The 26281-nt window shown below is 65.7% G+C and carries 25 protein-coding genes and 1 other RNA gene; 9 read left to right on the top strand and 17 right to left on the bottom strand.

Annotated elements, in window-relative coordinates; all coding sequences use genetic code 11:
- Window positions 1–76 precede the first annotated feature (76 nt).
- Both gabT and BMY03_RS09820 read left to right on the top strand, forming a co-directional pair.
- Entirely contained in the window at window positions 77–1354 is a 1278-nt protein-coding gene (gabT, locus tag BMY03_RS09815; protein ID WP_094010935.1) for a 4-aminobutyrate--2-oxoglutarate transaminase, read from the top strand.
- Between the two features lie 138 nt (window positions 1355–1492).
- Window positions 1493–2818 carry a response regulator gene (locus BMY03_RS09820; protein ID WP_232887953.1) on the top strand — a complete coding sequence of 442 codons (1326 nt, stop codon included), beginning with the start codon at window positions 1493–1495 and terminating at the stop codon, window positions 2816–2818.
- A gap of 43 nt (window positions 2819–2861) precedes the next feature.
- Here the strand turns inward: BMY03_RS09820 and BMY03_RS09825 are convergent, their stop codons facing one another.
- Both BMY03_RS09825 and desA read right to left on the bottom strand, forming a co-directional pair.
- Window positions 2862–3851 (bottom strand): GGDEF domain-containing protein, encoded by a 990-nt coding sequence (locus BMY03_RS09825; protein ID WP_023632116.1) that lies wholly within the window; start codon window positions 3849–3851, stop codon window positions 2862–2864.
- Window positions 3852–3991: 140 nt separating this feature from the next.
- Window positions 3992–5176 (bottom strand): delta-9 fatty acid desaturase DesA, encoded by a 1185-nt coding sequence (gene desA / locus BMY03_RS09830; protein ID WP_023632117.1) that lies wholly within the window; start codon window positions 5174–5176, stop codon window positions 3992–3994.
- A 150-nt stretch (window positions 5177–5326) separates the two neighbouring features.
- Between desA and dibA the strand changes: the two genes are divergently transcribed.
- A complete protein-coding gene (gene dibA, locus BMY03_RS09835) occupies window positions 5327–7222 on the top strand; it encodes a phosphodiesterase DibA (RefSeq protein ID WP_031316111.1) in 1896 nt (631 codons plus the stop codon).
- Between the two features lie 30 nt (window positions 7223–7252).
- Here the strand turns inward: dibA and BMY03_RS09840 are convergent, their stop codons facing one another.
- The 7 genes from BMY03_RS09840 to BMY03_RS09870 form a co-directional block, all read right to left on the bottom strand.
- Window positions 7253–7897, bottom strand: coding sequence for a methionine ABC transporter permease (locus tag BMY03_RS09840; RefSeq protein ID WP_023632119.1), 645 nt, complete (start codon window positions 7895–7897; stop codon window positions 7253–7255).
- Window positions 7887–8996, bottom strand: a complete 1110-nt coding sequence (locus tag BMY03_RS09845) for a methionine ABC transporter ATP-binding protein (RefSeq protein WP_094010936.1) — start codon at window positions 8994–8996, stop codon at window positions 7887–7889. The genes BMY03_RS09840 and BMY03_RS09845 overlap by 11 nt, the downstream gene beginning before the upstream one ends.
- A gap of 1 nt (window position 8997) precedes the next feature.
- A complete protein-coding gene (locus BMY03_RS09850; protein WP_094010937.1) occupies window positions 8998–9798 on the bottom strand; it encodes a MetQ/NlpA family ABC transporter substrate-binding protein in 801 nt (266 codons plus the stop codon).
- Window positions 9791–11182, bottom strand: a complete 1392-nt coding sequence (locus tag BMY03_RS09855; protein ID WP_023631951.1) for an LLM class flavin-dependent oxidoreductase — start codon at window positions 11180–11182, stop codon at window positions 9791–9793. Before BMY03_RS09855 ends, BMY03_RS09850 begins: the two co-directional genes overlap by 8 nt.
- On the bottom strand, window positions 11182–12363 hold the full coding sequence (locus BMY03_RS09860) for an SfnB family sulfur acquisition oxidoreductase (RefSeq protein ID WP_094010938.1): 1182 nt from the start codon (window positions 12361–12363) through the stop codon (window positions 11182–11184). Before BMY03_RS09860 ends, BMY03_RS09855 begins: the two co-directional genes overlap by 1 nt.
- Window positions 12364–12445: 82 nt before the next feature.
- Complete coding sequence (locus tag BMY03_RS09865; protein WP_094010939.1) at window positions 12446–13687, bottom strand: SfnB family sulfur acquisition oxidoreductase; 1242 nt, start codon at window positions 13685–13687, stop codon at window positions 12446–12448.
- 250 nt (window positions 13688–13937) lie between these two features.
- Window positions 13938–14918: an NADPH:quinone oxidoreductase family protein gene (locus BMY03_RS09870; protein WP_038707029.1), complete on the bottom strand. Its 981-nt coding sequence runs from the start codon at window positions 14916–14918 to the stop codon at window positions 13938–13940.
- A gap of 157 nt (window positions 14919–15075) precedes the next feature.
- On the opposite strand from BMY03_RS09870, the gene BMY03_RS09875 reads away from it, so the two are divergent.
- Window positions 15076–15477, top strand: a complete 402-nt coding sequence (locus BMY03_RS09875) for a flagellar basal body-associated protein FliL (RefSeq protein WP_094010940.1) — start codon at window positions 15076–15078, stop codon at window positions 15475–15477.
- Here the strand turns inward: BMY03_RS09875 and BMY03_RS09880 are convergent, their stop codons facing one another.
- From BMY03_RS09880 to BMY03_RS09895, 4 genes are all read right to left on the bottom strand, one after another.
- Window positions 15478–16587, bottom strand: a complete 1110-nt coding sequence (locus BMY03_RS09880; protein WP_038707028.1) for an ABC transporter permease — start codon at window positions 16585–16587, stop codon at window positions 15478–15480.
- A 1-nt stretch (window position 16588) separates the two neighbouring features.
- Window positions 16589–19312 carry a ribosome-associated ATPase/putative transporter RbbA gene (gene rbbA, locus BMY03_RS09885; RefSeq protein ID WP_094010941.1) on the bottom strand — a complete coding sequence of 908 codons (2724 nt, stop codon included), beginning with the start codon at window positions 19310–19312 and terminating at the stop codon, window positions 16589–16591.
- Window positions 19309–20268, bottom strand: a complete 960-nt coding sequence (locus BMY03_RS09890; protein ID WP_046853721.1) for an HlyD family secretion protein — start codon at window positions 20266–20268, stop codon at window positions 19309–19311. Before BMY03_RS09890 ends, rbbA begins: the two co-directional genes overlap by 4 nt.
- 93 nt (window positions 20269–20361) lie before the next feature.
- Complete coding sequence (locus BMY03_RS09895) at window positions 20362–20811, bottom strand: EVE domain-containing protein (RefSeq protein WP_023631740.1); 450 nt, start codon at window positions 20809–20811, stop codon at window positions 20362–20364.
- Window positions 20812–20987: 176 nt separating this feature from the next.
- Between BMY03_RS09895 and BMY03_RS26335 the strand changes: the two genes are divergently transcribed.
- The gene (locus BMY03_RS26335; protein WP_011536298.1) at window positions 20988–21143 is read left to right on the top strand and encodes a hypothetical protein; all 156 of its coding nucleotides are present in this window, start codon (window positions 20988–20990) and stop codon (window positions 21141–21143) included.
- 8 nt (window positions 21144–21151) lie between these two features.
- Here the strand turns inward: BMY03_RS26335 and BMY03_RS09900 are convergent, their stop codons facing one another.
- From BMY03_RS09900 to BMY03_RS09915, 4 genes are all read right to left on the bottom strand, one after another.
- On the bottom strand, window positions 21152–21760 hold the full coding sequence (locus tag BMY03_RS09900; protein ID WP_094010942.1) for a 5-formyltetrahydrofolate cyclo-ligase: 609 nt from the start codon (window positions 21758–21760) through the stop codon (window positions 21152–21154).
- Window positions 21761–21821: 61 nt separating this feature from the next.
- A non-coding RNA gene (gene ssrS, locus BMY03_RS09905) (6S RNA) lies at window positions 21822–22001 on the bottom strand.
- Between the two features lie 17 nt (window positions 22002–22018).
- Window positions 22019–22336, bottom strand: a complete 318-nt coding sequence (locus tag BMY03_RS09910; RefSeq protein ID WP_023631617.1) for a cell division protein ZapA — start codon at window positions 22334–22336, stop codon at window positions 22019–22021.
- On the bottom strand, window positions 22333–22542 hold the full coding sequence (locus tag BMY03_RS09915; RefSeq protein ID WP_094010943.1) for a TIGR02449 family protein: 210 nt from the start codon (window positions 22540–22542) through the stop codon (window positions 22333–22335). The genes BMY03_RS09910 and BMY03_RS09915 overlap by 4 nt, the downstream gene beginning before the upstream one ends.
- 146 nt (window positions 22543–22688) lie before the next feature.
- Between BMY03_RS09915 and BMY03_RS09920 the strand changes: the two genes are divergently transcribed.
- The 4 genes from BMY03_RS09920 to BMY03_RS09935 are packed head-to-tail and all read left to right on the top strand — an operon-like array spanning window position 22689 to window position 26274.
- Window positions 22689–23243 (top strand): YecA/YgfB family protein, encoded by a 555-nt coding sequence (locus BMY03_RS09920; protein WP_038707024.1) that lies wholly within the window; start codon window positions 22689–22691, stop codon window positions 23241–23243.
- A gap of 21 nt (window positions 23244–23264) precedes the next feature.
- Window positions 23265–24599, top strand: coding sequence for a Xaa-Pro aminopeptidase (pepP, locus tag BMY03_RS09925; RefSeq protein ID WP_023632086.1), 1335 nt, complete (start codon window positions 23265–23267; stop codon window positions 24597–24599).
- On the top strand, window positions 24596–25795 hold the full coding sequence (ubiH, locus tag BMY03_RS09930; RefSeq protein WP_094010944.1) for a 2-octaprenyl-6-methoxyphenyl hydroxylase: 1200 nt from the start codon (window positions 24596–24598) through the stop codon (window positions 25793–25795). Before pepP ends, ubiH begins: the two co-directional genes overlap by 4 nt.
- A complete protein-coding gene (locus BMY03_RS09935; protein ID WP_023633020.1) occupies window positions 25792–26274 on the top strand; it encodes a DUF4442 domain-containing protein in 483 nt (160 codons plus the stop codon). Before ubiH ends, BMY03_RS09935 begins: the two co-directional genes overlap by 4 nt.
- The last annotated feature ends 7 nt before the right edge of the window (window positions 26275–26281 follow it).

Genomic DNA, 26281 nt, shown 5'->3' on the forward strand with positions numbered 1-26281 from the left:
CAACGAATACTGTGCACGCCTGCGTCCAGCCACCCCCGAATAAAAGCGCCGCAGAACCGGCGCAATTGAGGGCACTATGAGCAAGACCAACGAATCCCTGATGCAACGTCGTGTCGCCGCCGTCCCACGTGGCGTTGGCCAGATCCACCCGATCTTCGTCGATACTGCGAAGAACTCGACGGTGATCGACGTTGAAGGCCGCGAACTGATCGACTTCGCCGGCGGCATCGCCGTACTGAACACCGGCCACCTGCACCCGAAAGTGGTCGCGGCCGTGCAAGAGCAGCTGACCAAGGTCAGCCACACCTGCTTCCAGGTGCTGGCCTACGAGCCTTACGTCGAGCTGTGCGAGAAGATCAACAAGCTGGTACCAGGCAACTTCGACAAGAAGACCCTGCTGGTCACCACCGGCTCCGAAGCCGTTGAAAACGCCGTGAAGATCGCCCGTGCCGCCACCGGCCGTGCCGGCGTGATCGCCTTCACCGGCGGCTACCACGGTCGTACCATGATGACCCTGGGCCTGACCGGCAAGGTCGTGCCGTACTCCGCCGGCATGGGCCTGATGCCAGGCGGCATCTTCCGCGCCCTGTTCCCGAGCGAGCTGCACGGTGTCAGCGTTGACGACGCCATCGCTTCGGTCGAGCGCATCTTCAAGAACGACGCCGAGCCGCGTGATATCGCCGCGATCATCCTCGAGCCGGTACAAGGCGAAGGCGGCTTCCTGCCTGCGCCGAAAGAACTGATGCAGCGCCTGCGCGCTCTGTGCGACCAGCACGGCATACTGCTGATCGCTGACGAAGTGCAGACCGGCGCTGGCCGTACCGGCACCTTCTTCGCCATGGAGCAGATGGGCGTCGCGCCTGACCTGACCACCTTCGCCAAGTCCATCGCCGGCGGCTTCCCGCTGGCCGGTGTGTGCGGCAAGGCCGAGTACATGGACGCCATCGCCCCTGGCGGCCTGGGCGGCACCTACGCCGGTTCGCCGATCGCTTGCGCCGCAGCCCTGGCGGTGATCGAAGTGTTCGAGGAAGAGAAGCTGCTGGATCGCAGCAAGGCCGTTGGCGAGCGCCTGACCGCCGGCCTGCGTGAAATCCAGAAGAAACACTCGATCATTGGCGATGTCCGTGGTCTGGGCTCGATGATTGCCGTGGAAGTCTTCGAGAAAGGCACCCACACCCCGAACGCTGCCGCCGTTGCCCAGGTGGTCGCCAAGGCGCGTGACAAAGGCCTGATCCTGCTGTCCTGCGGCACCTACGGTAACGTCCTGCGTATCCTGGTACCGCTGACCGCCGAAGATGCCCTGCTGGACAAAGGCCTGGCCATCATCGAAGAGTGCTTCGCCGAACTGGCCTGAAGTATGTGACGCGTTTCAGAAAAAAAAACCCGCCTCGGCGGGTTTTTTTGTGCCGTTCGTAGGCATCAGGCGCTAAGGTTGTACGAGGAATCCGTGGAAGCTGCGATGGATCGCGCGTCATTTTCTGGAGACTCGCTCATGAGCGCTGCCGACCCCCTGCCCCCTTGCGTGCTGATTGCCGAGGGTGACCCCTGGGTACGCGACATGCTTAGCGAAATGCTGCTCAGCGTGCGCTGCGATGCGCGCTTGCAGGTTTGCGCAGATGGCTCGCAGGCGCTGAGCGCGCTGGCGAGCAAGCCTGACCTGATCATTGCCGCCCGCGAACTCGCCGGCCTCGATGGCCTCGACCTGCTGCGCAAGGTGCGCGCCAAGGGCGACAGGCCTGGATTGCCATTTATCCTCATGAGCGATCGCACTGATAGCGCCAGCGTGCGCGAGGCCGTGCCACTGCAGCCCACGGCATACCTCAGCAAACCGCTCGACCTGGACAACCTGCGCAAGCGCCTGGAAAACCTGCTGCTGGAGGTGGGCGAGCAGATTGCCTGCCCGGTGCCGCCGCTGCAGCCCGGCGTGCAATTGCCGGCCTACCTCGAGCAACGCCGCGCCAGCGCCGATGGCGGCCCGCTGTTCGCCGATGTGCAGGTGGCGATCAAGCGTGCCCTCAACCCCCATGGCCTCAACCTCAAGGTGCTCGAGGAAGAGGTACGCAACGACCCGCAGATCACCGGCGTGCTGATCGCTGCCGCCAACAGCGCCGCCCTGCACCGCGAAGCGCCGGTGCAGACCTTGCTGCAGGCGCTGAACAAGCTTGGCAGCACCCAGAGCATGAACCTGATCCTCGGGCTCACGCTCAAGCGCAGCGCGAGGTTGAGTGACCCCTTGTTGGCGCGGCATGCCGCGCACTACTGGAACCTTTCGCTGCATGCCGCCGACTACGCACGCACCCTGGCGCGTATGCTCGAAGTGGACGAAGGACGCTGTTACTGCGCGGGTTTGTTGCATTGCCTGGGCGACCTGGCGGTACTGCGCACCTTGCAGGAGTGGCGACTGGCCGGTGGCGAGCTGGACGAGGACCAGGTGGAGCTGTCGCTCAACGAGTTCGGCGCACCGTTCGGTTCGGCCCTGCGCACCCGCTGGCGCTTGCCGCTCGACCTGCGCGAGCTGATCGCCGCGGTGTATCAGCTGGGTGGCGGTGTCTATTCCCGGGAGATCCTGGCGATGAACCTGGCCGGGCAACTGTCGCGACTCAGGCCCAGCGAGGGGCTGGAGAAGATCGCCAGCAGCAAGACGGCGCGGTTGCTCAAGCTGGGGTTGCCGGAGTTGTCGCGGCTGCGCAAGGTGGATCAGGAAGCGCTGGCGCGGGAGGAGGCTGAGCGTCTGGTGGCGGAAACTGCCGAAAGCGGACCGGAGGTCGCTCCCATTGCCCCGGCTAGCGGAGGCGATGGCGAGGAAAAGCCGCTCTGAGAGGGCAGGAAACCCAGCATCTTCCAGGTTTCACAGGCAGGGATCATCCGCGAACGATCTGATTCTTGCCCTGGCGCTTGGCTCGGTACATCGCCGCATCGGCGCGGGCGAACAGGCTGTCCAGAGTCTCGTCTTCGTCTGTCAATCCGGTCAGCCCTTGGCTGATGGTCACGCCATAGGTCTGGTCGTCATGGCTGAAACTCAATCGCTGGATTTCCCGCTGCAGCCGCTCGGCAATCTGTTCGGCCACCTGAGCGGTGCAGCCGGGGAACACGGCGGCGAATTCCTCTCCCCCTATGCGCCCGAACTGATCGCCCCGGCGTAGCACGGCCTTGCCGCTGTCGGCGATGCGCTGTAGCACGTGGTCGCCTTCCTGATGACCATAGCTGTCGTTGATGTGCTTGAAATCATCGATGTCCAGCAGCAGGAAGGCCATCGGCGTGCCGTCCGCGCGGGCGCTGTCGAAGGCCTGCTGGGCGCACTCGAAGAAATGCCTGCGGTTGCTGCTCTGGGTGAGCACGTCGGTGGTGGCCAGCCGCTGCAACTCACCTTCGAGCTGCTTCTTCTCGGTGATGTCCTCGGCTATGCCGACGATGATCACCCGCTGGTCGCCCTCGCGCTGCTGGTTGATATAGCACTTGTCGCTAAGCCAGCGCACCTCGCCGGCGGCGTTGAGGATGCGGTACTCGCGGTCCTCGACGGTGCCCTTGACCAGCACCTGGGCCAGGCTGCGCTCGGCGTACTCCAGGTCATCCGGGTAGATGGCGTCGCGCCATTCGTTGTAGTCGGCCAGCACCAGGCTGGCCGGGCGACCGAAGATGCGTTCGTAGGCGGGGCTGACGTAGAGCACCTGGCGGGTTTCCCAGTCGAAGGCCCAGAGGACGGCGTTGACACTGTCGAGCAGCGAGCTGTACAGCTGCTCGCGCTCGCTTAGACGGGCCACTTCGCCTTGAGCGTGCAACAGGGCGAGCAGGGTTTGAGCAGCTTCGGGGCGCGGGGTGCCGGTAGAGGTGGGTGGGAGATCTTTGGCCATGAGCACGGAACGGTTCTCGACGATGGGCGTGCGGCCACGGTCCGGCCCGCCACGCGGGCGATATGCCGGATTTGAGTCGATTGCAGGGGGGTAAGTTCCGGTCGGCACGCCCCATTGCGGGGCATGCCGATCAACGGTGCTCAGGCGCCGTTGGGGCGCAGCGAGTAGGTCTTGAGCTGGGCGGCGAAGTCACGCAGCGACTGGATGCCACTGGCCTCGGCCTCGTGTACCCAATCCTTCATGGCGGCGAGCATGTCGTGGCCGTTGGCGCTGGTGCGCGCCCAGATCTGCTGCAGCGCCAGGCGCTTTTCGTAGATGGTCTTGAGTGCCTGGCTGTGGGCCAGCAGCGACTCGATGCGTACGTGGTGGCGATCCTGCAGCAGGCTGGTTTCCCGCGAGAGCAGGCGCTTGGCACGGCGGAAGCGGCGGCGTACCGAAGTATCGACCTTGTCCAGCTCCTGCTTGACCAGTGGCCCGATCACCAGCTTGCGGTACTGGGCCATGATCTGGAAGCGGTTGTTGAGGATGGCCATGGCAGTGTCCATGTCCAGCGATGCCTTGCCCTCCACTCGGTGGGCAATGGGCGCCACGCGTTGCACCTTGGCCAGGCGCAGCATGCTCAGCAGGCGGATCCACATCCAGCCCATGTCGAATTCCCAGCGGCGGACCGAGAGCTTCGCCGAGTTGGGATAGGTGTGGTGGTTATTGTGCAGCTCCTCGCCGCCAATGATGATGCCCCACGGCACCAGGTTGGTGGCGGCGTCGCGGCATTCGAAGTTGCGATAGCCCACGGCATGGCCCAGGCCGTTGACCACGCCGGCGGCCCAGAACGGGATCCACATCATCTGGATCGCCCAGATGGTGATGCCGATGGTGCCGAACAGCAGCAGGTCGATGACTGCCATCAGCGCGATGCCGCCGAGCTTGTAGCGGGTGTAGAGGTTGCGCTCGATCCAGTCGTCCGGGCAGTTCTTGCCATATATGCGCAGCGTCTCCTCGTTGCGCGCTTCTTCCCGGTACAGCTCGGCGCCCTTGCGCAGCACGGTGCCCAGGCCCTTGTGTACAGGGCTGTGCGGGTCGTCGGGGGTTTCGCACTTGGCGTGGTGCTTGCGGTGGATGGCGGTCCACTCGCGGGTGTTCTGCGCCGTGGTGAGCCACAGCCAGAAACGGAAGAAATGCTTGAGGCCCGCGTTCAGCTCCAGGGCGCGGTGGGCCGAGTAGCGGTGCAGGTAGATGGTGACGCTGACGATGGTCACATGGGTCATCAGCAAGGTGACGGCGACCAGTTGCCAGGCCGACAGGTCGAGCAGACCGTAATACCACATAACGGGAAATACCCTCGGAAAACAGGCGGAACAACGCAGGCATTATCCTTTGATGGGGAAATAAAACCAGTCGCGCTTTTGGATAGGAAGTCACAGGGTGTTTCAGCCCCTATAATGCCCCTTCTTTTACCATGGGCTCATCCACCCGACATGTCTGTTTCCGTTCGCGACGCCTTGCGCATGGCCGGGCTTTACGTGTTGCTTTCGATTCTCTGGCTGGCGCTGTCCGAGCTGGTCCTGCACGGCATGACCGAGGACCCGCTGGCCCTGGCCGTGGGGCGGCAGATCAATGTCGTGCTCTGGGTCTTGCTCAGTGCCGCGCTGATCTTCGTTTCCCGCGCGCGCCTGCTCGATTTCATCGGCATCGGCGCCCGCCTGCGCAGCGAGGACCGCGAACGCCTGCGCATGGCCGCGGCGGTGTTCGACAGCACCCTGGAAGGGGTGCTGGTGACCGATCGCAACGGCCTGATCGTGCACGTCAACCGGGCGTTCATGCGTATCACCGGCTACCAGCAGGAAGAAGTCATCGGTCAGCGTCCGAGCAAGTTCAAGTCCGGGCGGCATGGCGCGCCGTTCTACCAGCAGATCTATGCCGCGCTGGCGGAGCAGGGCGAATGGAGCGGAGAAATCTGGAACCGCCGTAAAAGCGGGGAGATCTACCCGCAATGGCAGACGATCTGTGCCATTCGTGACGACAGTGGTGAACTCAGCCATTACGTCGCGGTGTTCAGCGACATCAGCGTGATCAAGCACACCGAGCAAGAGCTGGCCTACCTTGTCCATCACGACCCGCTGACCGGCCTGCCCAACCGCCTGCTGTTCAATGATCGCGCCATGCAGGCGATGGCCGCGGCGCAGGCCAACAAGCGTGGCTGCGCCTTGCTGCTGCTCGACCTCGACCACTTCCAGAGCATCAACGATGGCCTCGGCCACACCATTGGCGACCAACTGCTCAAGCTGGTTGGCGAACGCCTGCGCGAGGTGCTGGGCAACGGCGTGACCCTGGCGCGCCTGGGGGGCGACGAGTTCGGCGTGCTGGCCGAGAGCTGCCAGCAGGTCGGCCAGGCCGGCAAGTTGGCGCAATCGATCATCGAACGCTTGAAAGAACCGTTCTGCTTCGAGGGTAACCGCCTGTTCATCAGTGCCAGCATCGGCATCAGCCTGTTCCCCAACGATGCCCTGAGCGCCGAGCAACTGCTGCGCAACGCCGATTCGGCGCTGTTCAAGGCCAAGAGCAATGGCCGCGCCTGCTACGCGCTTTACACCGAGGAGCTTACCGCCCATGCCCAGCAGCGGGTCGAGACCGCCGGTGAATTGCGCCGGGCGCTCGAGCAGCAGGAACTGCGGGTGTTCTTCCAGCCGGTGCACGACCTGTTCACCGCGCGGATGATCGGCGTCGAGGCGCTGGTGCGCTGGCAACACCCTGTGCGTGGCCTGGTTCCTCCCGGGGAGTTCATTCCCATCGCCGAGCGTACCGGGATGATTGCCGAAATCGACGCCTGGGTGTTGTGCCAGGCGTGCCGGCAGATGATGCGGTGGCAGGCCGAAGGGCGGCAGCTGGCGTTCGTGGCGGTGAATATCTCCAGTCGCCTGTTCAGCCAGCGTGACCTGTACCGACAGGTGGCCAATGCGCTGCACGATACCGGGCTGGATCCGTCGCTGCTCGAGCTCGAAGTGACAGAGAGCGCGGTGATGGAAGACCCCGAGGTCGCCCTGGAACAGCTGCATCGACTGCGCGAGCTGGGCGTGACCTTGGCCATCGACGATTTCGGCACGGGTTACTCGTCATTGCTGCGACTCAAGCGCATGCCCGTGCAGAAGCTGAAGATCGACCAAGGTTTCGTCGCGGGTTTGCCCCATGACGAAGATGACATCGCCATCGTGCGGGTGATCATCGCACTGGCGCGGAGCATGGGCATGCAGGTGCACGCCGAAGGCGTCGAGCAGGCTGAGCAGGCGCGGTTCCTGCTGGAGCAGCAATGCCAGCTGGGGCAGGGGTACTGGTTCGGGCGGCCGGTGCCGGCGGCGGAGCTGCACTGGGGCTGACAGCATCGCGGGGCAAGCCCCGCGATAGGCTCAACGCTTGTTCAAACCTTTGGCCAAACGGTCCCCGCCCAGCTGGATCACCGCCACCAGCGCCACCAGCATCACGATCACGGTCAGCATGATCTGGCTGTCGAAGCGCTGGTAGCCGTAGCGATAGGCGATATCCCCCAGGCCTCCGGCACCGATCGCCCCGGCCATGGCCGAAGAGTTGATCAGCGTCACCAGGGTGATGGTGAAGCCGCCGACGATCCCCGGCAGCGCCTCGGGCAGCAGCACGTGCCAGACGATGTGCCAGCGTCGGCAGCCCATGGCCTGTGCCGCTTCGATCAGGCCGTGGTCCACCTCGCGCAGGCTGACCTCGGCGATGCGCGCGAAGAACGGCGTGGCGGCGATGGTCAGCGGCACCACGGCGGCCCACACGCCATAGGTGGTGCCGACCACCAGGCGGGTGAAGGGGATCAGCGCGACCATCAGGATCAGGAACGGGATCGAGCGGAACAGGTTGACGATGGCGCCCAGCACCCGGTTCAGCGCGGCGGCCTCGAAGATTCCGCCCTTGTCGCTGGTGACCAGCAGCACTGCCATCGGTACCCCGACGACCAGCGCGACCAGCGAGGACACGCCGACCATCAGCAGGGTGTCGAGCAAGCCTTGCAGCAGGCGATCAATCCACATGGCCAAGTACCTCCACATCCACGGCCCAGCGGCGGGCGCGTTCGAGCAACTGGTGGGTGTCCAGCGGCGAGCCGCGCACGGCCAGGATCAGTTGCCCCAAGGCATGCTCGCCGATGGTCTCGACGCCGCCCTGGAGCAGCCGCACGCGTCCGCCCAGATCGCTGAACAGGGCGCTCAGTTCCGGCTCGCCCACCAGGTCGAGCTTGAGCACCACGGCCGCGTCGCGGCTGACCGGCTGGGCACGCAGGCTGGCTTGCAAGGCGGCCGGCAGCTTGGTCTGCAGCGGTGCGAGCAGGGTGCGGGTGACGTCGTGGCGCGGTGTGCCGAACACTTGCCAGACCTCGCCCTGTTCGACGATTTCGCCCCGTTCGAGCACCACCACGCGCTGGCAGATATCGCGGATCACCGCCATCTCGTGGGTGATCAGCACCACGGTCAGGCCCAGGCGTTGGTTGATGTCGCGCAGCAGCTCGAGGATCGAGGCAGTGGTTTCCGGGTCCAGCGCGGAGGTGGCTTCGTCGCACAGCAGGATCTCGGGGTCATGCACCAGCGCCCGGGCGATGCCGATGCGCTGCTTCTGCCCGCCCGACAGTTGCGCGGGGTAGACATGGTGCTTTTCCGCCAGGCCGACGAGTTCCAGCAGCTCGCGGACCTTGCGCTGGCGTTCGGCCTTGGCCACGCCGGCCACCTTCAACGGCAGCTCGACGTTCTCCCACACGGTCTTGGCCGACATCAGGTTGAAGTGCTGGAAGATCATGCCGATGCGCCGGCGCAAGGCGACCAGATGGTCCTCGTCGAACGGCGCGATATCCACCTGGTCGATCAGCACCCGGCCCTGGCTGGGCTGTTCCAGGCGGTTGATGGTGCGCAGCAGCGAAGACTTGCCGGCACCGCTGCGGCCGATGATGCCGAATATTTCGCCGCGGCGGATGTTCAGGTCGATGCCCTGCAACGCCGGCTGGACCTGGCCCGGATAGGTCTTGCCCAGGCCGATGAAGCGGATGTGCGCCTGGTTCACTTCAGGGCGCAGGGCCGTTTCCTCGGCCTTGAACGGTTCGGCGGGCGGGATGGGCGCCCTCAGGGCGCTGGCCTGGGCCATGTCAGCCTTCCCAGCCGGCCTGGTAGAGCTTGCCGTGGGCCTTGTCGAGGGCGGCGCGTACGACCGGCGAGTGTTGGTAGATATCGACGAACTTGGCCAGGCGCGGGTCGTTTTTCTCCTGTGGGCGGATAACGAACTGGATCACGTACTCCTTGTTCTCCAGGCCGTCGAACAGCAGCGCCGAGGTGGCGTCAAAGGTGTTGGCCAGGCGGATGTACGCCGGGTAGCCCTGCACCAGGTCGGCGTCGTCATAGGCGCGCACCAGCTGCACCGCTTCTACCTGGAGAATTTTGATCTTCTTCGGGTTGGCGATGATGTCGTCCTCGGTGGCCTTGTAACCCACGCCCTGCTTGAGGGTGATCAGGCCGGCCTTGGCCAGCAGTTGCAGGCCACGGCCGCTGTTGATCGGGTCGTTGGCGATGGCCACGCTGGCGCCTACGGGCAGCTCGGCAAAGATTTTGTACTTTTTCGAATACAGCCCAACGTTGTTGATGATCCCCGGTGCATAGGGGACCAGGTTGAAACCGGCGGCGGCCTTGGCGTTTTCCAGGAAGGGGATGTGCTGGAAGTAGTTCACGTCGATGTCGCCGCTGTTGAGGCTGACATTCGGCGCGATCCAGTCGCTGAATTCGATCAGCTTCACTTCCAGACCTTGTTTTTGGGCTTCTGCCACCGCGGCTTCCAACGGGATGGCGAAGGCGGCGGTGGTGCCAATCTTCAGTGGCTCCGCGGCGAAGGCGGCGGCGGACAGGCCGAGACCCAGGGCAATGGCCGCGACGGGCCGGAACAGTTTTTCAAGCATGGTGCAGGGCTCCAGTCGGGGCAGGGGTGGGGGTGTTGCGGTAGGAGGATCCGGGATGGTCGGCGGGCAAGTGCGGATGGTCGCTGGCGAACAGCTTCTCGCGCAGGGTGCCTTCGGCGTAGCCAGTCTTGTAGCGGCCACGGCGTTGCAGTTCGGGTACTACCAGGTCGATGAAGGCCTCGAAGCTTTCCGGGGTGACGGTGCGGGTCAGGTTGAAGCCGTCCAGGCCGGTGTCGTCGAGCCAGCCGATCAGTTGCTCGGCCACCTGCCCGGGGTCGCCGACCAGGGTCACGTAGCGGCCGCCCAAGGCGTGCTGCTCCAGCAGGCGGCGGCGGGTCCAGGCGCTGTCCTGCAATTGGCGGGTGGCGGACTGGATGGCATTGCCCTTGGCGAAACCGATGGGTTCGTCCAGTTCGTAGCGTGAGAAATCGATACCGGTGGAGCTGGCGAAATGCGCAACACCTGCCTCGGCGCTGGCGTAATGCAGGTACTCGGCGTGCAGGGCGTGGGCTTGGTCTTCAGTTGCGGCAACGATCACGGTGATGCCCATGAATACCTTGACCGCCTGCGGGTCGCGACCAGCGGCTTGCGCAGCTGCGCGCACCTTGTCGACCTGGGCGCGGGTGGCTGCCTTTTCCTGGCCGCTGATGAACACGCACTCGGCATGGTTGCCGGCAAAGGCCAAACCGCGCGCCGAACTGCCGGCCTGGAACAGTACCGGTGTGCGCTGCGGCGAAGGCTCGCACAGGTGATAGCCTTCGACCTTGTAGAACTCGCCATGGTGCTCGACCTTGCGCACCCTGTCCGGTCGCGCATACACGCGCTGCGCGCGGTCGGCGACCACGGCATCGTCGGCCCAACTGCCTTCGAGCAGCTTGTACAGCACCTGCAGGTACTCGTCGGCCTGGTCGTAGCGGCGATCGTGCTCGGGTTGCTGTTCCAGCCCCATGGCCCGGGCTGCACTGTCGAGGTAGCCGGTGACGATGTTCCAGCCGACCCGGCCGTTGCTCAGGTGATCGAGAGTGGAGAGGCGCCGGGCGAACAGGTAAGGCGCTTCATAGGTCAGGTTGGCGGTGAGGCCAAAGCCCAGATGCCTGGTAACAGCGGCCATGGCCGAGACCAGCAGCAGCGGGTCGTTGACCGGCAGCTGGATCGACTCCTTCAGCGTCACGTCCAGCGACTGGCCATAGACATCGTAGGTGCCGATGATATCGGCGATGAACAGCCCGTCGAACAGCCCCCGCTCCAGCAGGCGGGCGAGGTCGGTCCAGTAGTCGAGGGTCTTGTACTGGGTCGAAGTGTCCCGCGGGTGGGTCCACAAACCGTGGTTGATGTGCCCGATGCAGTTCATGTTGAAGGCATTGAGCAGGATCTGCTTGGCCATCAGATGGTCCCTCGGCGCGGCGGTTTCTCGTCGTTGAGGTAGTAATTGCCGATGGCGTGGTACTTCCAGCGCACCGGGTCGTGCAGGGTGTGCACCCGGGCGTTGCGCCAGTGGCGGTCGAGGTTGTGCTCGGCCAGGGTGGCCTGGCTGCCGGCCAGCTCGAACAGGGTGGTGCCGGCGGCCAGGGAGATCTCGGTGCTGATTGCCCGGGCCTCGGCGACGGCAATCGAGGCGGCGGCCAGGGTCTCGGCGTTGCTGTCGGCCTGGGCGATGTCGAGGATTTCACCCGCGCGTTCGAGCAGGGCCTCGGTGGCATGCAGGCGGATTGCCAGATTACCGAAGCTCTTCAAGGTGAGCGGGTCGTCGCTGGCCTTGTCGAGGCCGGAGTCGATCCAGGGTCGGCTGCGGGTACGCACGAAGTGCAGGGCGTCCTCGTAGGCGGCGCGGGCGATACCGGTGTCGATCGCAGCATGGAGGATCTGCGCCAGCGGGCCGACCGTGGTCGGGCGCTCGAAGGCGCTCTGGAACGGCACCACGTCTTCGGCGCGGACCGGCACATGGTTGAACACTACCGAGCCGCTGCCGGTGGTGCGCTGGCCAAAGCCACTCCAGTCATCAATCACCTCGATGCCCTGGCTGTCGGCGGGCACGAAGGCCAGGTGCGATACGCCCTGCTCGTCGATCACCAGGGTCGGGATGCGCTGGGCGTAGATCGCGCCGGTGCAGTAGAACTTGCGGCCATCGATGCGGTAATGGTCGCCGTCGCGGCTCAGGCGGGTGGTGCGCTCGTGGGCGTTCTTCGTGCCGAGCTCGGCCAGCGCGTTGCCGAAGCGCCGGCCAGCGAGGACTTCGGCGTAGAGGCGTTGCTGTTGTTCGGGGCCGCCGTTCACCCGCAGCACTTCCAGGGCGTAGAAGTGGTTCTGCGGGATCTGCCCGAGCGAGGCGTCGGCCTGGGCGATGCGGGCGATGACCTTGGCCAGGGTGGCGCTGGACACGCCGGCGCCGCCAAAGGCCTTGGGCACGCTGATGCCCCACAGGCCGGACTGCACGAAACGTTCGAGTTCGGCATGGGGCAGACGGCGCTCGCGGTCGCGCAGGGCGCTGTCTTCGCGCAGGTAGTGGGCGAGTTCGTCGGCGACGGCCAGGGCCTGGGCGTCGGTGGTTATGATGGATGCAGTCATTGTGCTCTCCAGGTCCCATCGCGGAGCACGCCCGCCCTCACGCGAACGCATGGGAGCGGGCTTGCCCCGGGACGGGCCGATATCAGATCCAGGAATGGCGGGCAGGCAGGGTGCCGTTGAGGTGGTAGGCGCCGACGGCGTGGTACTTCCAGCGCACCGGGTCGTGCAGGGTGTGGACCCGGGCGTTGCGCCAGTGCCGGTCGAGGTTGAACTCGGCCAGGCTGGCGCGGCTGCCGGCCAGCTCGAACAGTTTCTCGCTGGCCTGCAGCGAGATCTCGGTGGTGAGCACCTTGGCTTCGGCCACGGCAATCGAGGCACGGGCCGCGGCGGCGGCATCGATCACGCCGGCGTTCACTTCGTCGAGCACCCTGGCGGCCTTGCGCAGCAGGGCCTCGGCGGCGTGCAGTTCGAGCTTCAGGCGGCCGATATCGGCGATCACATAGGGATCGTCGCTGTTGCGTTCGACCTTGGCCTCGATCCAGGGCCGGGACTTCTCCCGCACGAACTGGATCGTGTCCTCGATGGCCGCTTCGGCGATGCCGGCGTCGATGGCCGCCTGGATCAGCTGCGAGGCGGCGCCCTGGATGCTGGGCTCTTCACGCAGGCGCCAGTTGTCCAGCACCAGGTCGGCGTCCACCGGCACCTGGTCGAGCAGCACGGTGCCGCTGGCGGTGGTGCGCTGGCCGAAGCCGGACCAGTCATCGACGATGCGCAGCCCCGGGCTGCCGCGACGGACAAAGGCCAGGCGTTGCCGGCCGTCATCGTCCAGGGCTTTTACCGCTACCCAGTGGGCGTACAGGGCACCGGTGGAATAGAACTTCTCGCCACTGATGCGATAGCCGTCGCCCTCGCGGGTAATGCGCGCCTTGAGTGTCAGGGTGTCCTTGGTCCCGCGCTCGGGGCCGGCATTGCCGAAGCGCCAGCCGTCGAGCACGGCGCGGAAGATCGCTTCCTGCTGCGCCTGGGTGGCGGTAAGGCGCACCAGTTGCAGGATGCCGAACTGGTTCTGCGGAATCTGCCCCAGCGCCGGGTCGGCGGCACTGATCAGGCGGAACACTTCGGCGATGGTTTGGAACGACACCTCGGGACCGCCGAAGGCCTTGGGCACGCTGATGCTGCCCAGGCCGCTGCGGGTGAACTGTTCGATCTCGGCCCATGGCAGCTTGCGCTGCTGGTCACGTTTGGCGGCCTGCTGGCGGGCCACCTCGGCCAGTTCGCGGGCGGCCTGCAGGGCCTCTTCGTCGTTGCGCAGCACCTTGGCCGGCAGCAGCAGCGGCGAGCTGTCGTGATCGCTGTGGAATCGGGTAGTTGGTTGGCTGGACATCAGTACCGCTCCTTGGCTGCACTCAATGCCCTGGCGTTATGCACTGGGGTGATTGTGATCCTGACCATTCCTAACCTCACAAAGTTGAAAGCGTCGCCTCAGCTGATGGCGACAGACGTTTGCTGGTCCGGTGGTCCGGTCGATATACCCTATTCGTTTAGAAAAAGTTTATGAACTACCATTTAGGAATATGAATAGAAGAACTGTGGGGTCGGCCCTATCACCGTAAGCCAGTGACAGGGCAGAAAGGTCAGCGCTGAACCGTTACCACCAGCTTGCCCGCTGCCTGGCGTTGCGCCAGACGTTCGATCGCGGTGCCGCCCTCGGCCAGCGCGTAGGTCTGCGATACCAGCGGTTTCAGCTTGCCCTCGGCATGCCAGGCGAACAGTTGGCGGAAGTTGGCGGCGTTGTCCTCCGGCTGGCGCTGGGCAAAGGCGCCCCAGAACACCCCGACCACCGCCGCGCCCTTGAGCAGCGCCAGGTTCACCGGCAACTGCGGGATCGTCCCACTGGCGAACCCCACCACCAGCAACCGGCCGTTCCACGCCAGCCCCCGTACAGCCTGGTCGAACAACTCGCCACCGACCGGATCGTAGATCACATCCACGCCCTGGCCGCCGGTCAGGCGCTTGATCTCGTCCTTGAGGCTGGCCTGGCTGTAGTCGACCAGCTCGTCGGCCCCGGCCGCCTTGGCGATCGCCAGCTTCTCGGCACTGCTGGCCGCCGCAATCACCCGTGCCCCGAGGGCCTTGCCGATTTCCACCGCTGCCAGGCCGACGCCACCTGAGGCACCGAGCACCAGCAGGGTTTCACCGGCCTTGAGTTGGCCGCGTTGGGTGAGGGCGTGCATCGAGGTGCCGTAGGTCATGCCGAACGCGGCGGCAGTGGTGAAGTCCATGCCCGCCGGGATCGGCAGCACGTTGTAGAACGGCACCGCCACTTGCTCGGCGAAAGCGCCCCAGCCGGTCAGGGCCATGACCCGGTCGCCGACCTTGAACGCACCGGCCTTCTCGCCGACCGCGGCCACCACGCCGGCAGCTTCCGCCCCCGGCGAGAACGGCAACGGTGGCTTGAACTGGTACTTGCCCTCGATGATCAGGGTGTCGGGGAAGTTGACCCCTGCGGCGTGCACGTCGAGGAGTATCTCGTTCTTCTTTGGCACGGGGCTGGCGACCTCTTCCAGGACCAGGTCCCGCGCCGGGCCCAGGGCTTTGCACAACAAGGCTTTCATCAGGGCTATTCCTTTGCGTGTGGTGGCCGATAAGTGTAGGAGGGCCACCCCTAGGGTCAACGAGCATGGTCGGCCCTGATGAGCTGGCATAAGCCCGGGCTTGGGTTTGGCCGGCGCGCTGGGTAAGCTGGCGGCAACTGTATTGAGGAGCGAATTCGTGAAAGCGTGGATCTTGATGGTGCTGGCCCTGATGCTGCCGGTGGTGGCCATGGCCGAGGAAAAGGAAGGCGAGCCCAAGGTCGCCTATATCAACCTCAGCCCGCCCTTCGTTGGCAACTACGCCCTCGACGGCGGCCCCAAGCTGCGCGTGTACAAGGCCGACGTCGCCCTGCGCGTGACCGGGGATGCCGCCGCCACGGCGGTCAAGCACCACGAACCGCTGATCCGCAACCAGCTGGTGGCGCTGTTCACCCAGCAGGGCGTGGACAACATGAGCAACGTCGAAGCCAAGGAAAAGCTGCGCCAGGAAGCCTTGAAACAGGTGCAGCAGGTGATGGAGTCCGAAGAGGGCAAGCCGATCGTCGAGGACCTGCTGTTCAACAACCTGATCGTGCAGTGATCAGGCGGCGAGGCTGCGGCGAAAGCGCGCCAGGGCCACGCCGAAGAACACCAGGCCGATCGCGGCCAGCGCCGCGACGTCCGGCCACACCACGCTCAGCCCGGCGTCGCGGAACAGGATCGCCGCGCCGAGGCTGACGAAGTGGGTCGAGGGCGAGCCCTGCATGACCCACTGCAGCCACTGCGGCATGCTGTCCAGCGGTGTGCTGCCCCCCGACAGCAGCAGCATCGGGATGATCACCGGGATCGCCAGCAGGCCGAACTGCGGTGTCGAGCGCGCCAGGGTGGCGAGGAAGATGCCCAGTGCCGTGCTGGCGAACAGGTACAGCGCAGTCACCCCCAGGAACAACCCCATCGAGCCCGCCAGCGGCACGCCCAGGGCGCCCTTGACCACCACTTCCAGCGATATCCAGGTACAGGCCACCACCACCAGGGCGTTGCTGGCGATTTTCGCCAGCATGATTTCCAGTGCCGTCAGCGGCAGCACCAGCAGGTGGTCGAGGGTGCCGTGCTCGCGTTCGCGCAGCAATGCGGTACCGGTTAGGATGATGGCCAGGATGGTGATGTTGTTGACGATCTGGATCACCGCCAGGAACCAGCCGCCTTCGAGGTTGGGGTTGAACAGCGCCTTGGGATTGAGCAGTGCCGGGCTGCTGGTGCTGCGGCCTGCGTATTCGAGCAGCTCGCGTTCGAAGATCCGCCCGATGTAGCCCGCGCCCATGAAGGCCTGGCTCATGGCCGTGGCATCGACGTTGACCTGCAGCTCCGGTGAGCGCCCGGCCAGCAGGTCGGCCTGGAAATTTACCGGTACGTTGATCACGAAGGTGTACTGGCCGCTGTCCATGGCCTGGTCCAGGCGATCGGCCGGCAGTGCCACGGCGGGCTGGAATTCGGGCGGTTGCAGCGACTCGGCGAGCTTGCGCGAGATGGCGCCGTGGTCTTCGTCGACCACTGCGACACTGGCGTTGTGCACGCCTATTACCGAACCTGCGGCAGGCATGTAGATCGCCACGCTGAACGCGTACAGCAGGAACAGCAGCAACACGCTGTCATGGCGCAGGCTGGTGAGTTCCTTCAGGCCCAGGCGCAAGGTGTGGGAGAGCCGGCTCATTTCAGGCCTCCTGCTTTTTCAGCATGATCAGGCTCAGCCCGGTGAAGGCGGCGAAGAAGCCCAGCAGCGCCAGGCACTGCGGCCACAGCTCGTGCAGGCCCAGGGCCTTGGTGAAGGTGCCGACGGCGATGTCGAGGAAGTAGCCGGCAGGGAACAGCTGGCCCATCAGCGCCGCCGCGCCCTCCAGCGACGAGCGCGGCACGATCAGCCCGGAGAACTGGATGGTCGGCAGGCTGGTGATGATCAGGGTGCCGAGGATCGCGGCGATCTGCGTGCGGGTGAAGGCCGAGATCAACAGGCCCAGGCTGGTGGTCGCCAGCAGGTAGGCCAGGCCGCCGCAGGCCAGGGCCAGCGGGCTGCCCTTGAGCGGCACGCCGAACAGCCAGCGGTTCATCGCCACCAGCAGCGCCAGGTTGACCAGGCTCACCGCGAGGTACGGCGCCTGCTTGCCGAGCAGGAACTCCAGGCGGGTCAGGGGCGTTGCGTAGAAGTTGGTGATCGAGCCCAGCTCCTTTTCCCGCACGATGCCCAGCGCGGTGAGCATGGCCGGGATGAAGGCCAGGATCAGTGCCATGACGCCGGGGCCGATGGCGTTCACGCTGACCACGTCCTGGTTGTAGCGAAAGCGCGTTTCCAGGCGCACCGGCTGCTGGCGCGAGACTGGGTTCGGGCCGAGGGCCGCGAGCTGTTCAAGGTTGGCCTGGTGCACGGCCTCGACATAGTTGCGGCTGGTCTCGGCGCGAAACGGCATGCCACCGTCAAGCCAGGCCGCAACCACCGGCTGGCGCCCTGCATGCAGGTCGCGGCCAAAGCCCGGCGGGATCTCCAGGGCCAGCTTGATCTCCGAGCGCTGCAAGCGCTGGTGCAGCTGGCGGGCATCGCGGATCGGCGGCCGCTCGGCGAAATAGCGCGAGCCACGGAAGGCCTCCAGGTAGGCGCGGCTCTGCGGGCTCTGGTCCTGGTCATAGACGGCGAAGGCGAGGTCTTCCACATCCAGCGAGATGCCATAGCCGAAGATCACCATCATGAACAATGCCCCTGCCAGGGCGAAGGCCAGGCGCACCTTGTCGCGCAGCAGCTCTTTGCCTTCGCGGCTGGCTACGGCCAGCAGGCGGCGCAGACTGAAGGCCTGGCGCAGAGCGGGCGCTGGGGCAGCGGCCTGCTCCAGCGTGGCGTCGGCTTGGGCCTGGTTGGGCGCGTCCTGGGCCTGTTCGAGGCAACGCACGAAGGCGTCTTCCAGGGTGTCGCCGCCGAACTGGATTTGCAGGGCATGCGGTGTGTCGCAGGCCAGCACCCGGCCGGCGTGCATCAGCGAGATACGGTCGCAGCGCAGGGCTTCGTTCATGAAGTGGGTGGACAGGAAGATGGTCACGCCCTGCTCGCGGGACAACTCCACCAGCAGCCGCCAGAAGTCGTCGCGGGCCGCCGGATCGACGCCCGAGGTTGGTTCGTCGAGGATCAGCACTTCCGGGCGGTGCAGCACCGCCACGGCCAGCGACAGGCGTTGGCGCAGGCCCAGGGGCAGGGCGCCGGAAGGCTGGTCGGCGATGGCGCCAAGGTCGAAGCGCTCGATGAGTTCGGCGATGCGCGGTGCGCTGTCGGCCTTGGCCAGGTCGAACAGGCGAGCATGCAGCTCGAGGTTCTGCCGGGCGCTCAGCTCGCCGTACAGGGAATAACTCTGGGACATGAAGCCGACCCGCTTGCGCGTGGCCAGGTCGCCGGCATCCACCGGGCGGCCAAGCAGGCTGGCGCTGCCTTCGCTGGCCGGCATCAGCCCGGTGAGCACCTTCATGGTGGTGGTCTTGCCGCAGCCGTTGGAACCGAGGAAGCCGAAAATTTCGCCGCGACCGATGGCGAAGCTGACCTTGTTCACCGCGGTGAAGTCGCCGAAGCGCAAGGTCAGGTCGTGGGCCTCGATGGCGATCGGCCCATCATCGACCTGGCGTGGCGGAATCCGCAGCGGCTCGGGTTGCTCGCGGCCGGCCCCTTGAAAGTGGGTGAAGGCATCGTCGAGCTTGCCACTGGGCGTGGTCGCAGCCAGCTCACGGCTCAGGCCTGCAGCCAGCAGGCGACCGGCATCAAGCATCAGGCAGTGCTCGAACTGCTCGGCTTCCTCCATGTAGGCGGTGGCCACCAGCAGGGTCAGTTGCGGGCGCTGGGCGCGCACCTGCTCGACCAGTTCCCAGAAGCGCCGCCGTGACAGCGGGTCGACGCCGGTGGTCGGCTCGTCGAGGATCAGCAGGTCCGGCTCGTGGATCAGCGCGCAGCACAACCCCAGCTTCTGCTTCATGCCGCCCGAAAGCTTGCCGGCCGGGCGCTCGCCGAAACGTTCGAGGTCGGTGGCGCGCAGCAGGCTGGCCATGCGTTGCTCGCATTCGGCGCGGCCGAGGCCGAACAGGGTGGCAAAGAAGCGGATGTTCTCGCGGATCGACAGCTCCGGGTACAGGTTGTTGCCCAGGCCCTGGGGCATGAACGCGACCTTGGGGTACAGCGCGGTGCGGTGGCGGCGTTGGCGGATCGAGCCGCCGAGCACCTGCAACTCACCCTGTTGCAGGCGCTTGACTCCGGCAATCAGCCCGAGCAGGGTCGACTTGCCGGCGCCATCCGGGCCGATCAGGCCGCAGCGGGTGCCGGCCGGCAGGCTGAACGCGAGAGGGTGCAGGGCCTGCAGATCGCCATAGCAGTGGCTGACGTCGTCGGCCTGCAGCGCTGTCGCCGCGTTCATTGCAGGTTGGCCGGCCAGCCCACGTCGGCGGTGCGCACGTACCCGGCGCCGGGCATGCCCGGCTTGGCCTGGGGCACGGCGCTCGGCTCGGTCAGGCGCAGCTTGACCCGGAACACCAGCTTTTGCCGTTCGTCACGGGTCTCGACCTGTTTCGGGGTGAACTGCGCCTTGGCCGCGACAAACGCGATCTTCGCCGGCAGGGCCTGCTCGGGCAGGGCGTCGAGCACGATCCGCGCCTGGTCGCCCACGGTCAGCCGGCCGGTGGTGGCGGCGGGCAGGTAGAGATTCATGTACTGGTCGCTGGGGTCGATCAGCATCAGCACCCGGCCACCGGCACCGAGCACCTCGCCAGGCTCGGCCAGGCGCAGCTGGATGATGCCGTCGATGGGGGCACGCAGGCTGCTGTCGTCGATTTCGCTGGTGAGCTGGGCGACCTGGGCTTCGGCCGCGCCGATGGCGGCCTTGATCGCCGCCAGCTGGGCGCGGGCGGCGACCACGGCAGAGGTGGCGGTGTCATAGCGGGCCTGCTGCTGGTCGAGCAGTTGCTGGCTGGCGAACTTGCGCTGGTAGATTTCGCGCACCCGCTTGAGCTCCTGGCTGGCCAGCAGCAGTTCGCTCTGGCGCAGTTGCACGCTGGCCTGGGCGGCGGCGTAGTTCTCGCGGGCGCGCAGCACTTCGGCCTCGGCCTGGCTGCGCTGGGCCTCCATCGTGCGGGTATCGATGCGCGCGAGCAGTTGGCCGCGGGTGACCTTGTCGCCTTCATCGACCAGCACCTCGGCCAGGCGCCCGGGGACCTTGCTGGCGATCTGCACTTCGGTGGATTCGAGGCGCCCGTTACCCATGCTCAGGCCTTCGGGCAGGCGGTCGTGAAGGGACTTCCAGTAACCCAGCCCGCCGGCCGCCAATAGCAGCAACACCAAGGCGGAGGCGAAGATTCTGGGGGCTTTTCGATTCATCGGTCTGCATCCTGCGGCTTGCACGCCTTATCCTGGCGCGACGCGCATCCTGGCGCGTTGATATTGGTCAAACCCCTGACAATAGACGCACAATCAGCTCAGCGCGAGGATCGCCGCCCATTGTTCTGCGGTCACCGGCATCACCGACAGGCGGCTGCCCTTTTGCACCAGTGGCAGTTCCTCCAGTGCCGCCTGCTGCTTGAGCAGGCCCAGGCCGAGTACCTGGCGGAAGGTCTGCACATGCTCGACATCCACCGCGCTCCACGGGTTCTTCTCGGCGCTGGCCTTGGCATCGTGGTAGTGGCTTTGCGGGTCGAGGGCGGTCGGGTCCGGGTAGGCCGCGGCGCTGATCCGGGCAATGCCGGCGATCCCTGGTTGCGGGCAGCTGGAGTGGTAGAAGAAGAACTCGTCGCCTATGCTCATGGCCCGCAGGAAATTGCGCGCCTGGTAGTTGCGTACCCCGTCCCAACGGGCACTGCCCAGGCGTGCCAAGGCTTCGATGGAGAGCTCGTCGGGCTCGGATTTCATCAGCCAGTAGGCCATGGATGCTGCTCCTGAAAGAGTTTGAAATAACTCGTTGCATGAAACCGACAGTCGGTTGGCGTCAACGTTTGCCTAGCGACTCATGTTGTCGGAAAATGCGCCGATTTTAAGCTATACGCTCCGGCAGCCATCAAGAAAGCCGCCGAGCCTGGACAGTTGTTCTTGGGGGGCAATCAATGAAACAACGTAAACCGGACCTGCTCTGGATCCTGGCCTTCATCTTCGGCCTGGGCGTGGTCACCACCGGTTACGCGCAAGGTTTGTGGGAGCGCAAGCTCGATGCCGCCTATCAGCAGGCGCCCGTCGATCCGGCGCAGCAACAGCACCGCTGATCGCGGGTTCACTTCGCTGCCAAGTACCAACCACGGTCTGACACCGTGCCTTGCAACGGTACATCCCAGCTTGCCTGGTTGAGCCGCTCCACCTTCTGGCATTCATGCGCCAGCCCCAGCAGCAATGGTTTTTTCCAGGCCTTGCGCCGGCTCTGATAGGCCAGGCTGCGGTCATAGAAGCCCCCGCCCATGCCCAGGCGCCCCCCCATCTCATCGAAACCGACCAGCGGCAGCAGGATCAGGTCCAGCGCCCAGATCGGCCTTTGGCGTTTGCGCTCGACTACAGGTTCGGCGATGCCGAAGCGGTTGGGTCGCAGCTTTTCCCCTGGCTCGAAACGCTGGAACACCATGCGTGTGGCGGGCCAGGCGTGCAACACAGGCAGGTAGACGTGCTTGCCGCGCCTGTGCGCCTCGCGCAGCAGCAGGCGCGGGTCGATCTCGCCATCATTGGGCAGGTACAGGGCGATATGCCGGGCGCGGCGGAACAGTGGATGCTGCGCCAACTGGCGATAGAGGCCTTCGGCGGCCTGGCGTTGCTGGGCGGGTGTGAGGGCGCGGCGGGCATTGCGCAGGAGGCGGCGAAGCTGGGGGCGGGTAAGCGGCGCGGTGTCGGTCATGGCACGGGCGATCCCTGAAGAAACGAAAAGCCCGCCGTGGAAGGCGGGCAGTTCTGAAAGCAGGCTCCCCGACAAGACCGCTATCGGTGTAGCCCTTGAACCCGAAAGTTCAAGGTGGAGATTGCAGGGGGCGTTAAGGCTTTCCGTCGGGCGGACATGCACACCTGCCCCAGCGTGCAACCCCCGTGGTTGTGCGTATCGGCTCAGGGACATAACCGACTGGCGCATCCCCCAGGGAGTGGCGCCAGTATACCAATCTCAGTCGCTTTTGCTAACCGGATCGTCGGAGAGGGCCTGGTCGACCCGTTCCAGCAGGTCACGCACCTGTTCGCGGGTGGTGCCGCCGCTGGCCACTTCGGGGCGTTCCTGGCGGTGCAGCAGCTCGTGGGTGATGTTCAGCGCGGCCATCACCGCGATACGGTCGGCGCCGATCACCTTGCCGCTGCTGCGGATCTCGCGCATCTTGCCATCCAGGTAGCGGGCGGCACCGACCAGGTTGTTGCGCTCCTCGGGCGGGCAGATGATCGAGTATTCCTTGTCGAGGATCTGGACGGTGACGCTATTGCTTGAACTCATGAGTCTTGCTCCAGGGCCTTGAGGCGCAGGATCATCGATTCGATCTTGCGTTTGGCGATCTCGTTCTTTTCGATCAGGTGGGCGCGCTCCTCGCGCCAGGATCGTTCCTGAGCTACTAAGAGTGCGTTTTGCCGCTTTAGTTGCTCGACCCGTTGGATCAGCAACTCGAACCGGCTCATCAGCGCTTGCAGGTCGTTCTCTTGCATGGATTGCACTCGATTCCTTGACTCGCCTGGCGATCATGCCTGCCCCAAGGGCGCGACGGCCAGTGCCGATGGTCTTGGCGCGCCTGCCGGTGCTAGGATACAAGGTCTCCATTCTAGTCATTGCGCCGTCTGGCGCCTAGCTGCCCATGCCCAATACCCAATCGCCCTACATTGCCTTCGCCATGTTGCTTTCGAGCAATGGCCACCCAGTCACCCCCGCCGAGCTGCACGGTCTGCTGATCGGCCGCAGCTGCGCCGGCGCCGGTTTCGATGCCGATGCCTGGCTGGCCGACGCCGCCCAACTGCTCGAGACCGAGCCCGGTGACACTGTCCGCAACGCCCTGGTCGGCCTGCAAGAGATGGTCAAGGCCGAGCTGACCGGCGACGACGTCGCCATCGTCCTGCTGCTGCCTTCCGATGATGCCGCACTCAGCGACCGCGCCACCGCGCTGGGCCAGTGGTGCCAGGGCTTCATCACCGGTTTCGGCCTGAACGCCGGTGGCAAGGACTTGTCCACCGATGCCAAGGAAGTGCTCCAGGACCTGGTGGCCATTTCGCAGGTCCAGGAAGCGCTGGAAGAATCCGAGGACGGCGAAAGCGACTACATGGAAGTCATGGAGTACCTGCGCGTCGCCCCGCTGCTGCTGTACACCGAGCTGGCCAAGCCCGAAGCGCCCGCGCCAAAGCCATCGCTGCACTGATCTGATCGGGGTCGTTTGCCCATGAGCCACATACCCAAGGCGGAGTACGCCCGTCGGCGCAAGGCGCTGATGGCGCAGATGGTCCCCAACAGCATCGCCATCCTGCCCGCCGCCGCAGTTGCCATCCGCAATCGCGACGTCGAGCATGTCTATCGTCAGGACAGCGATTTCCAGTACCTGAGCGGTTTCCCCGAGCCGGAGGCTGTGATCGCGCTGATCCCGGGCCGCGAGCATGGCGAGTACGTGCTGTTCTGCCGCGAGCGCAATCCCGAGCGCGAGCAGTGGGATGGCCTGCGGGCCGGCCAGGAAGGCGCGGTGCGTGATTTCGGCGCCGACGACGCCTTCCCCATCAGTGATATCGACGAGATCCTGCCGGGCCTGATCGAGGGCCGCGAGCGGGTCTACAGCAACATGGGCGGCAATGCCGAATTCGACCGCCGGCTGATGGAGTGGATCAATGTGATTCGCTCCAAGGCCCGCCTGGGCGCTCAGCCGCCGAACGAGTTCGTTGCCCTGGATCATCTGCTGCACGACATGCGCCTGTATAAATCGGCGGCGGAAGTGAAGGTCATGCGCGAGGCCGCGGCGATCTCCGCCCGTGCCCATGTGCGCGCCATGCAGGCCTGCCGCGCTGGGCTGTACGAGTACAGCCTGGAAGCCGAGCTGGACTACGAGTTCCGCAAGGGCGGGGCGAAGATGCCGGCCTACGGCTCGATCGTCGCCGCCGGGCGCAATGGCTGCATCCTGCACTACCAGCAGAATGATGCGCCGCTCAAGGACGGTGACCTGGTGCTGATCGACGCCGGTTGCGAGATCGACTGCTACGCCAGCGACATCACCCGCACCTTCCCGGTCAGTGGGCGCTTCTCGCCCGAGCAGAAAGCCATCTACGAGCTGGTGCTCGCGGCCCAAGCCGCGGCGTTCGCCGAGATCGCCCCGGGCAAGCACTGGAACCATGCCCACGAGGCGACCGTGCGGGTGATCACCGAAGGGCTGGTGGCGCTGGGCCTGCTCAAGGGCGAGGTACAGGCGCTGATCGACAGCGAGGCCTACCGTGCCTTCTACATGCACCGCGCCGGGCACTGGCTGGGCATGGACGTGCACGATGTGGGCGAATACAAGGTCGGTGGCCAGTGGCGCGTGCTCGAGCCGGGCATGGCGTTGACGGTCGAACCGGGCATCTATATCGCGCCCGACAACCAGGCCGTGGCGAAGAAATGGCGCGGCATCGGCGTAAGGATCGAGGACGACGTGGTGGTAACCAGACAAGGCTGTGAAATCCTCACTTCGGGTGTGCCACGCACGGTCGCCGAGATCGAGGCGCTGATGCACGAAGCGCGTAAGGACGCCGCATGAACCGGGTCAACCTGGCGATCATCGGTGGCGGCCTGGTGGGCGCCAGCCTGGCCCTCACGCTGCAGGCCGCAGCTAAGGCGCGTGGCTGGACGATCCTGCTGATCGAGCCGTTTGCACCGGGCGACAGCTTCCAGCCCAGCTACGACGCGCGTTCTTCGGCGCTGTCCTACGGCACCCGGCAGATCTATGAGCGGCTGGGGCTGTGGCAGGCCATCAGCCGCCGCGCCGAGCCGATCCGGCAGATCCAGGTGTCCGACCGTGGCCGCTTCGGCGCCGCGCGCCTGGATGCGCTGGAGGAAGGCGTGCCGGCGCTCGGCTATGTGGTGGAGAACGCCTGGCTCGGCCAGTGCCTGTGGCAGGCCATCGACAACGAGGTGGTCAGCTGGCGCTGCCCAGCGCAAGTGCAGGCGATGCAGGCCATCGCCGGTGGCTATCGGTTGCAGCTGGACGACGACACCGTGTTGGAGTGCGACCTGGCGGTGCTGGCCGATGGTGGCCGTTCGGGCCTGCGCGAGCAGTTGGGCATCCATGTGCGCCACACGCCGTATGACCAGAGCGCGCTGATCGCCAACATCACCCCAGGCGAGGCCCATGCCGGGCAGGCGTTCGAGCGCTTCACCGAGCAAGGGCCGATGGCCCTGCTGCCGCTGGCAGACAACCGCTGCGCGCTGGTCTGGACCCGCCAGGGCATGGATGCCAAGCGCCTGGCCGAGCTCGACGAGCGCAGCTTCCTGCGCGAACTGCAGGAAGCATTCGGCTACCGCCTCGGCGCCCTGCGCCAGGTCGGTGCCCGTCATCTCTATCCACTGTCGCTGGTGGAGGCCGAGGAGCAGGTGCGCCCGCACCTGGTGGTGCTGGGCAATGCTGCCCACAGCCTGCACCCGATCGCAGGCCAAGGCTTCAACCTGTCGCTGCGCGATGTGCAGTCGCTGGCGGACGCCTTGCTGGCCGGCCCGGCGCTGCCGGGCGATCTGCCCACGCTACAGGGCTATCACCAGCGCCAGCGCCTCGACCAGGCCTTGACCATCGGCTTCTCCGATCAGGTCACCCGTGTGTTCGGCAGCAGCCAGCCGCTGCTGGCGGCCGGGCGCAACCTCGGCCTGCTCGGGTTGGACTTGCTGCCGCCGGCGAAAAGCTGGTTCGCCCGCCAGGCCATGGGCCTCGGTACTCGCCCCGATCCGCGGGGCCGCCCATGAGCGCTGCGCGCCGGCTCGCACGGCGAGCGCGGATGCTGCGCTGGTTGCTGAACTTCTACCCGCCCTACCTGGGCGCCGGCATCCACATCCAGGAAATCAGCCCGGACATGCGCAGCGTCAAGGTGCGCATGAAGCTGACGCGGTGGAATCGCAACTACGTCGGCACCCAGTTCGGTGGCAGCCTGTACGCGATGGTCGACCCGTTCTACATGCTGCTGCTGATCGAGCAGCTGGGGCGCGAGTACATCGTCTGGGACAAGGCCGCTTCCATCGATTTCATCTCGCCGGGCAAGGGCCCGGTGTATGCCGAATTCCACGTCGACGACGCGCTGCTGGACGAGATCCGCCAGCAGACCGCCAGCGGCAAGAAGTACCTGCCGCGGTTGCAGGTGGAGATCCGCGATGGCGCCGGCGAGCTGGTGGCGCGGGTCGACAAAACTTTATACGTGCGGCTCAAGCCGCAAGCGAGGCAGGCGTAAGGCATGG

Source organism: Pseudomonas soli (assembly GCF_900110655.1).
GTDB lineage: Bacteria > Pseudomonadota > Gammaproteobacteria > Pseudomonadales > Pseudomonadaceae > Aquipseudomonas > Aquipseudomonas soli.

Bases quoted from the DNA above. Each gene is read 5' to 3' on its own strand.
- dibA (WP_031316111.1), top strand. From the start codon at position 5,327: ATGTCTGTTTCCGTTCGCGACGCCTTGCGCATGGCCGGGCTTTACGTG.
- BMY03_RS09850 (WP_094010937.1), bottom strand. From the start codon at position 9,798: ATGCTTGAAAAACTGTTCCGGCCCGTCGCGGCCATTGCCCTGGGTCTC.
- gabT (WP_094010935.1), top strand. From the start codon at position 77: ATGAGCAAGACCAACGAATCCCTGATGCAACGTCGTGTCGCCGCCGTC.
- BMY03_RS09900 (WP_094010942.1), bottom strand. From the start codon at position 21,760: ATGACCGACACCGCGCCGCTTACCCGCCCCCAGCTTCGCCGCCTCCTG.
- BMY03_RS09910 (WP_023631617.1), bottom strand. From the start codon at position 22,336: ATGAGTTCAAGCAATAGCGTCACCGTCCAGATCCTCGACAAGGAATAC.
- BMY03_RS09855 (WP_023631951.1), bottom strand. From the start codon at position 11,182: ATGGCCAAGCAGATCCTGCTCAATGCCTTCAACATGAACTGCATCGGG.
- BMY03_RS09935 (WP_023633020.1), top strand. From the start codon at position 25,792: ATGAGCGCTGCGCGCCGGCTCGCACGGCGAGCGCGGATGCTGCGCTGG.
- BMY03_RS09820 (WP_232887953.1), top strand. From the start codon at position 1,493: ATGAGCGCTGCCGACCCCCTGCCCCCTTGCGTGCTGATTGCCGAGGGT.
- rbbA (WP_094010941.1), bottom strand. From the start codon at position 19,312: ATGAACGCGGCGACAGCGCTGCAGGCCGACGACGTCAGCCACTGCTAT.
- ubiH (WP_094010944.1), top strand. From the start codon at position 24,596: ATGAACCGGGTCAACCTGGCGATCATCGGTGGCGGCCTGGTGGGCGCC.
- BMY03_RS09895 (WP_023631740.1), bottom strand. From the start codon at position 20,811: ATGGCCTACTGGCTGATGAAATCCGAGCCCGACGAGCTCTCCATCGAA.
- BMY03_RS09890 (WP_046853721.1), bottom strand. From the start codon at position 20,268: ATGAATCGAAAAGCCCCCAGAATCTTCGCCTCCGCCTTGGTGTTGCTG.
- pepP (WP_023632086.1), top strand. From the start codon at position 23,265: ATGAGCCACATACCCAAGGCGGAGTACGCCCGTCGGCGCAAGGCGCTG.
- BMY03_RS09865 (WP_094010939.1), bottom strand. From the start codon at position 13,687: ATGTCCAGCCAACCAACTACCCGATTCCACAGCGATCACGACAGCTCG.
- BMY03_RS09840 (WP_023632119.1), bottom strand. From the start codon at position 7,897: ATGTGGATTGATCGCCTGCTGCAAGGCTTGCTCGACACCCTGCTGATG.
- BMY03_RS09870 (WP_038707029.1), bottom strand. From the start codon at position 14,918: ATGAAAGCCTTGTTGTGCAAAGCCCTGGGCCCGGCGCGGGACCTGGTC.
- BMY03_RS09825 (WP_023632116.1), bottom strand. From the start codon at position 3,851: ATGGCCAAAGATCTCCCACCCACCTCTACCGGCACCCCGCGCCCCGAA.
- BMY03_RS09915 (WP_094010943.1), bottom strand. From the start codon at position 22,542: ATGCAAGAGAACGACCTGCAAGCGCTGATGAGCCGGTTCGAGTTGCTG.
- BMY03_RS09880 (WP_038707028.1), bottom strand. From the start codon at position 16,587: ATGAGCCGGCTCTCCCACACCTTGCGCCTGGGCCTGAAGGAACTCACC.
- BMY03_RS09920 (WP_038707024.1), top strand. From the start codon at position 22,689: ATGCCCAATACCCAATCGCCCTACATTGCCTTCGCCATGTTGCTTTCG.
- BMY03_RS09845 (WP_094010936.1), bottom strand. From the start codon at position 8,996: ATGGCCCAGGCCAGCGCCCTGAGGGCGCCCATCCCGCCCGCCGAACCG.
- BMY03_RS26335 (WP_011536298.1), top strand. From the start codon at position 20,988: ATGAAACAACGTAAACCGGACCTGCTCTGGATCCTGGCCTTCATCTTC.
- BMY03_RS09860 (WP_094010938.1), bottom strand. From the start codon at position 12,363: ATGACTGCATCCATCATAACCACCGACGCCCAGGCCCTGGCCGTCGCC.
- desA (WP_023632117.1), bottom strand. From the start codon at position 5,176: ATGTGGTATTACGGTCTGCTCGACCTGTCGGCCTGGCAACTGGTCGCC.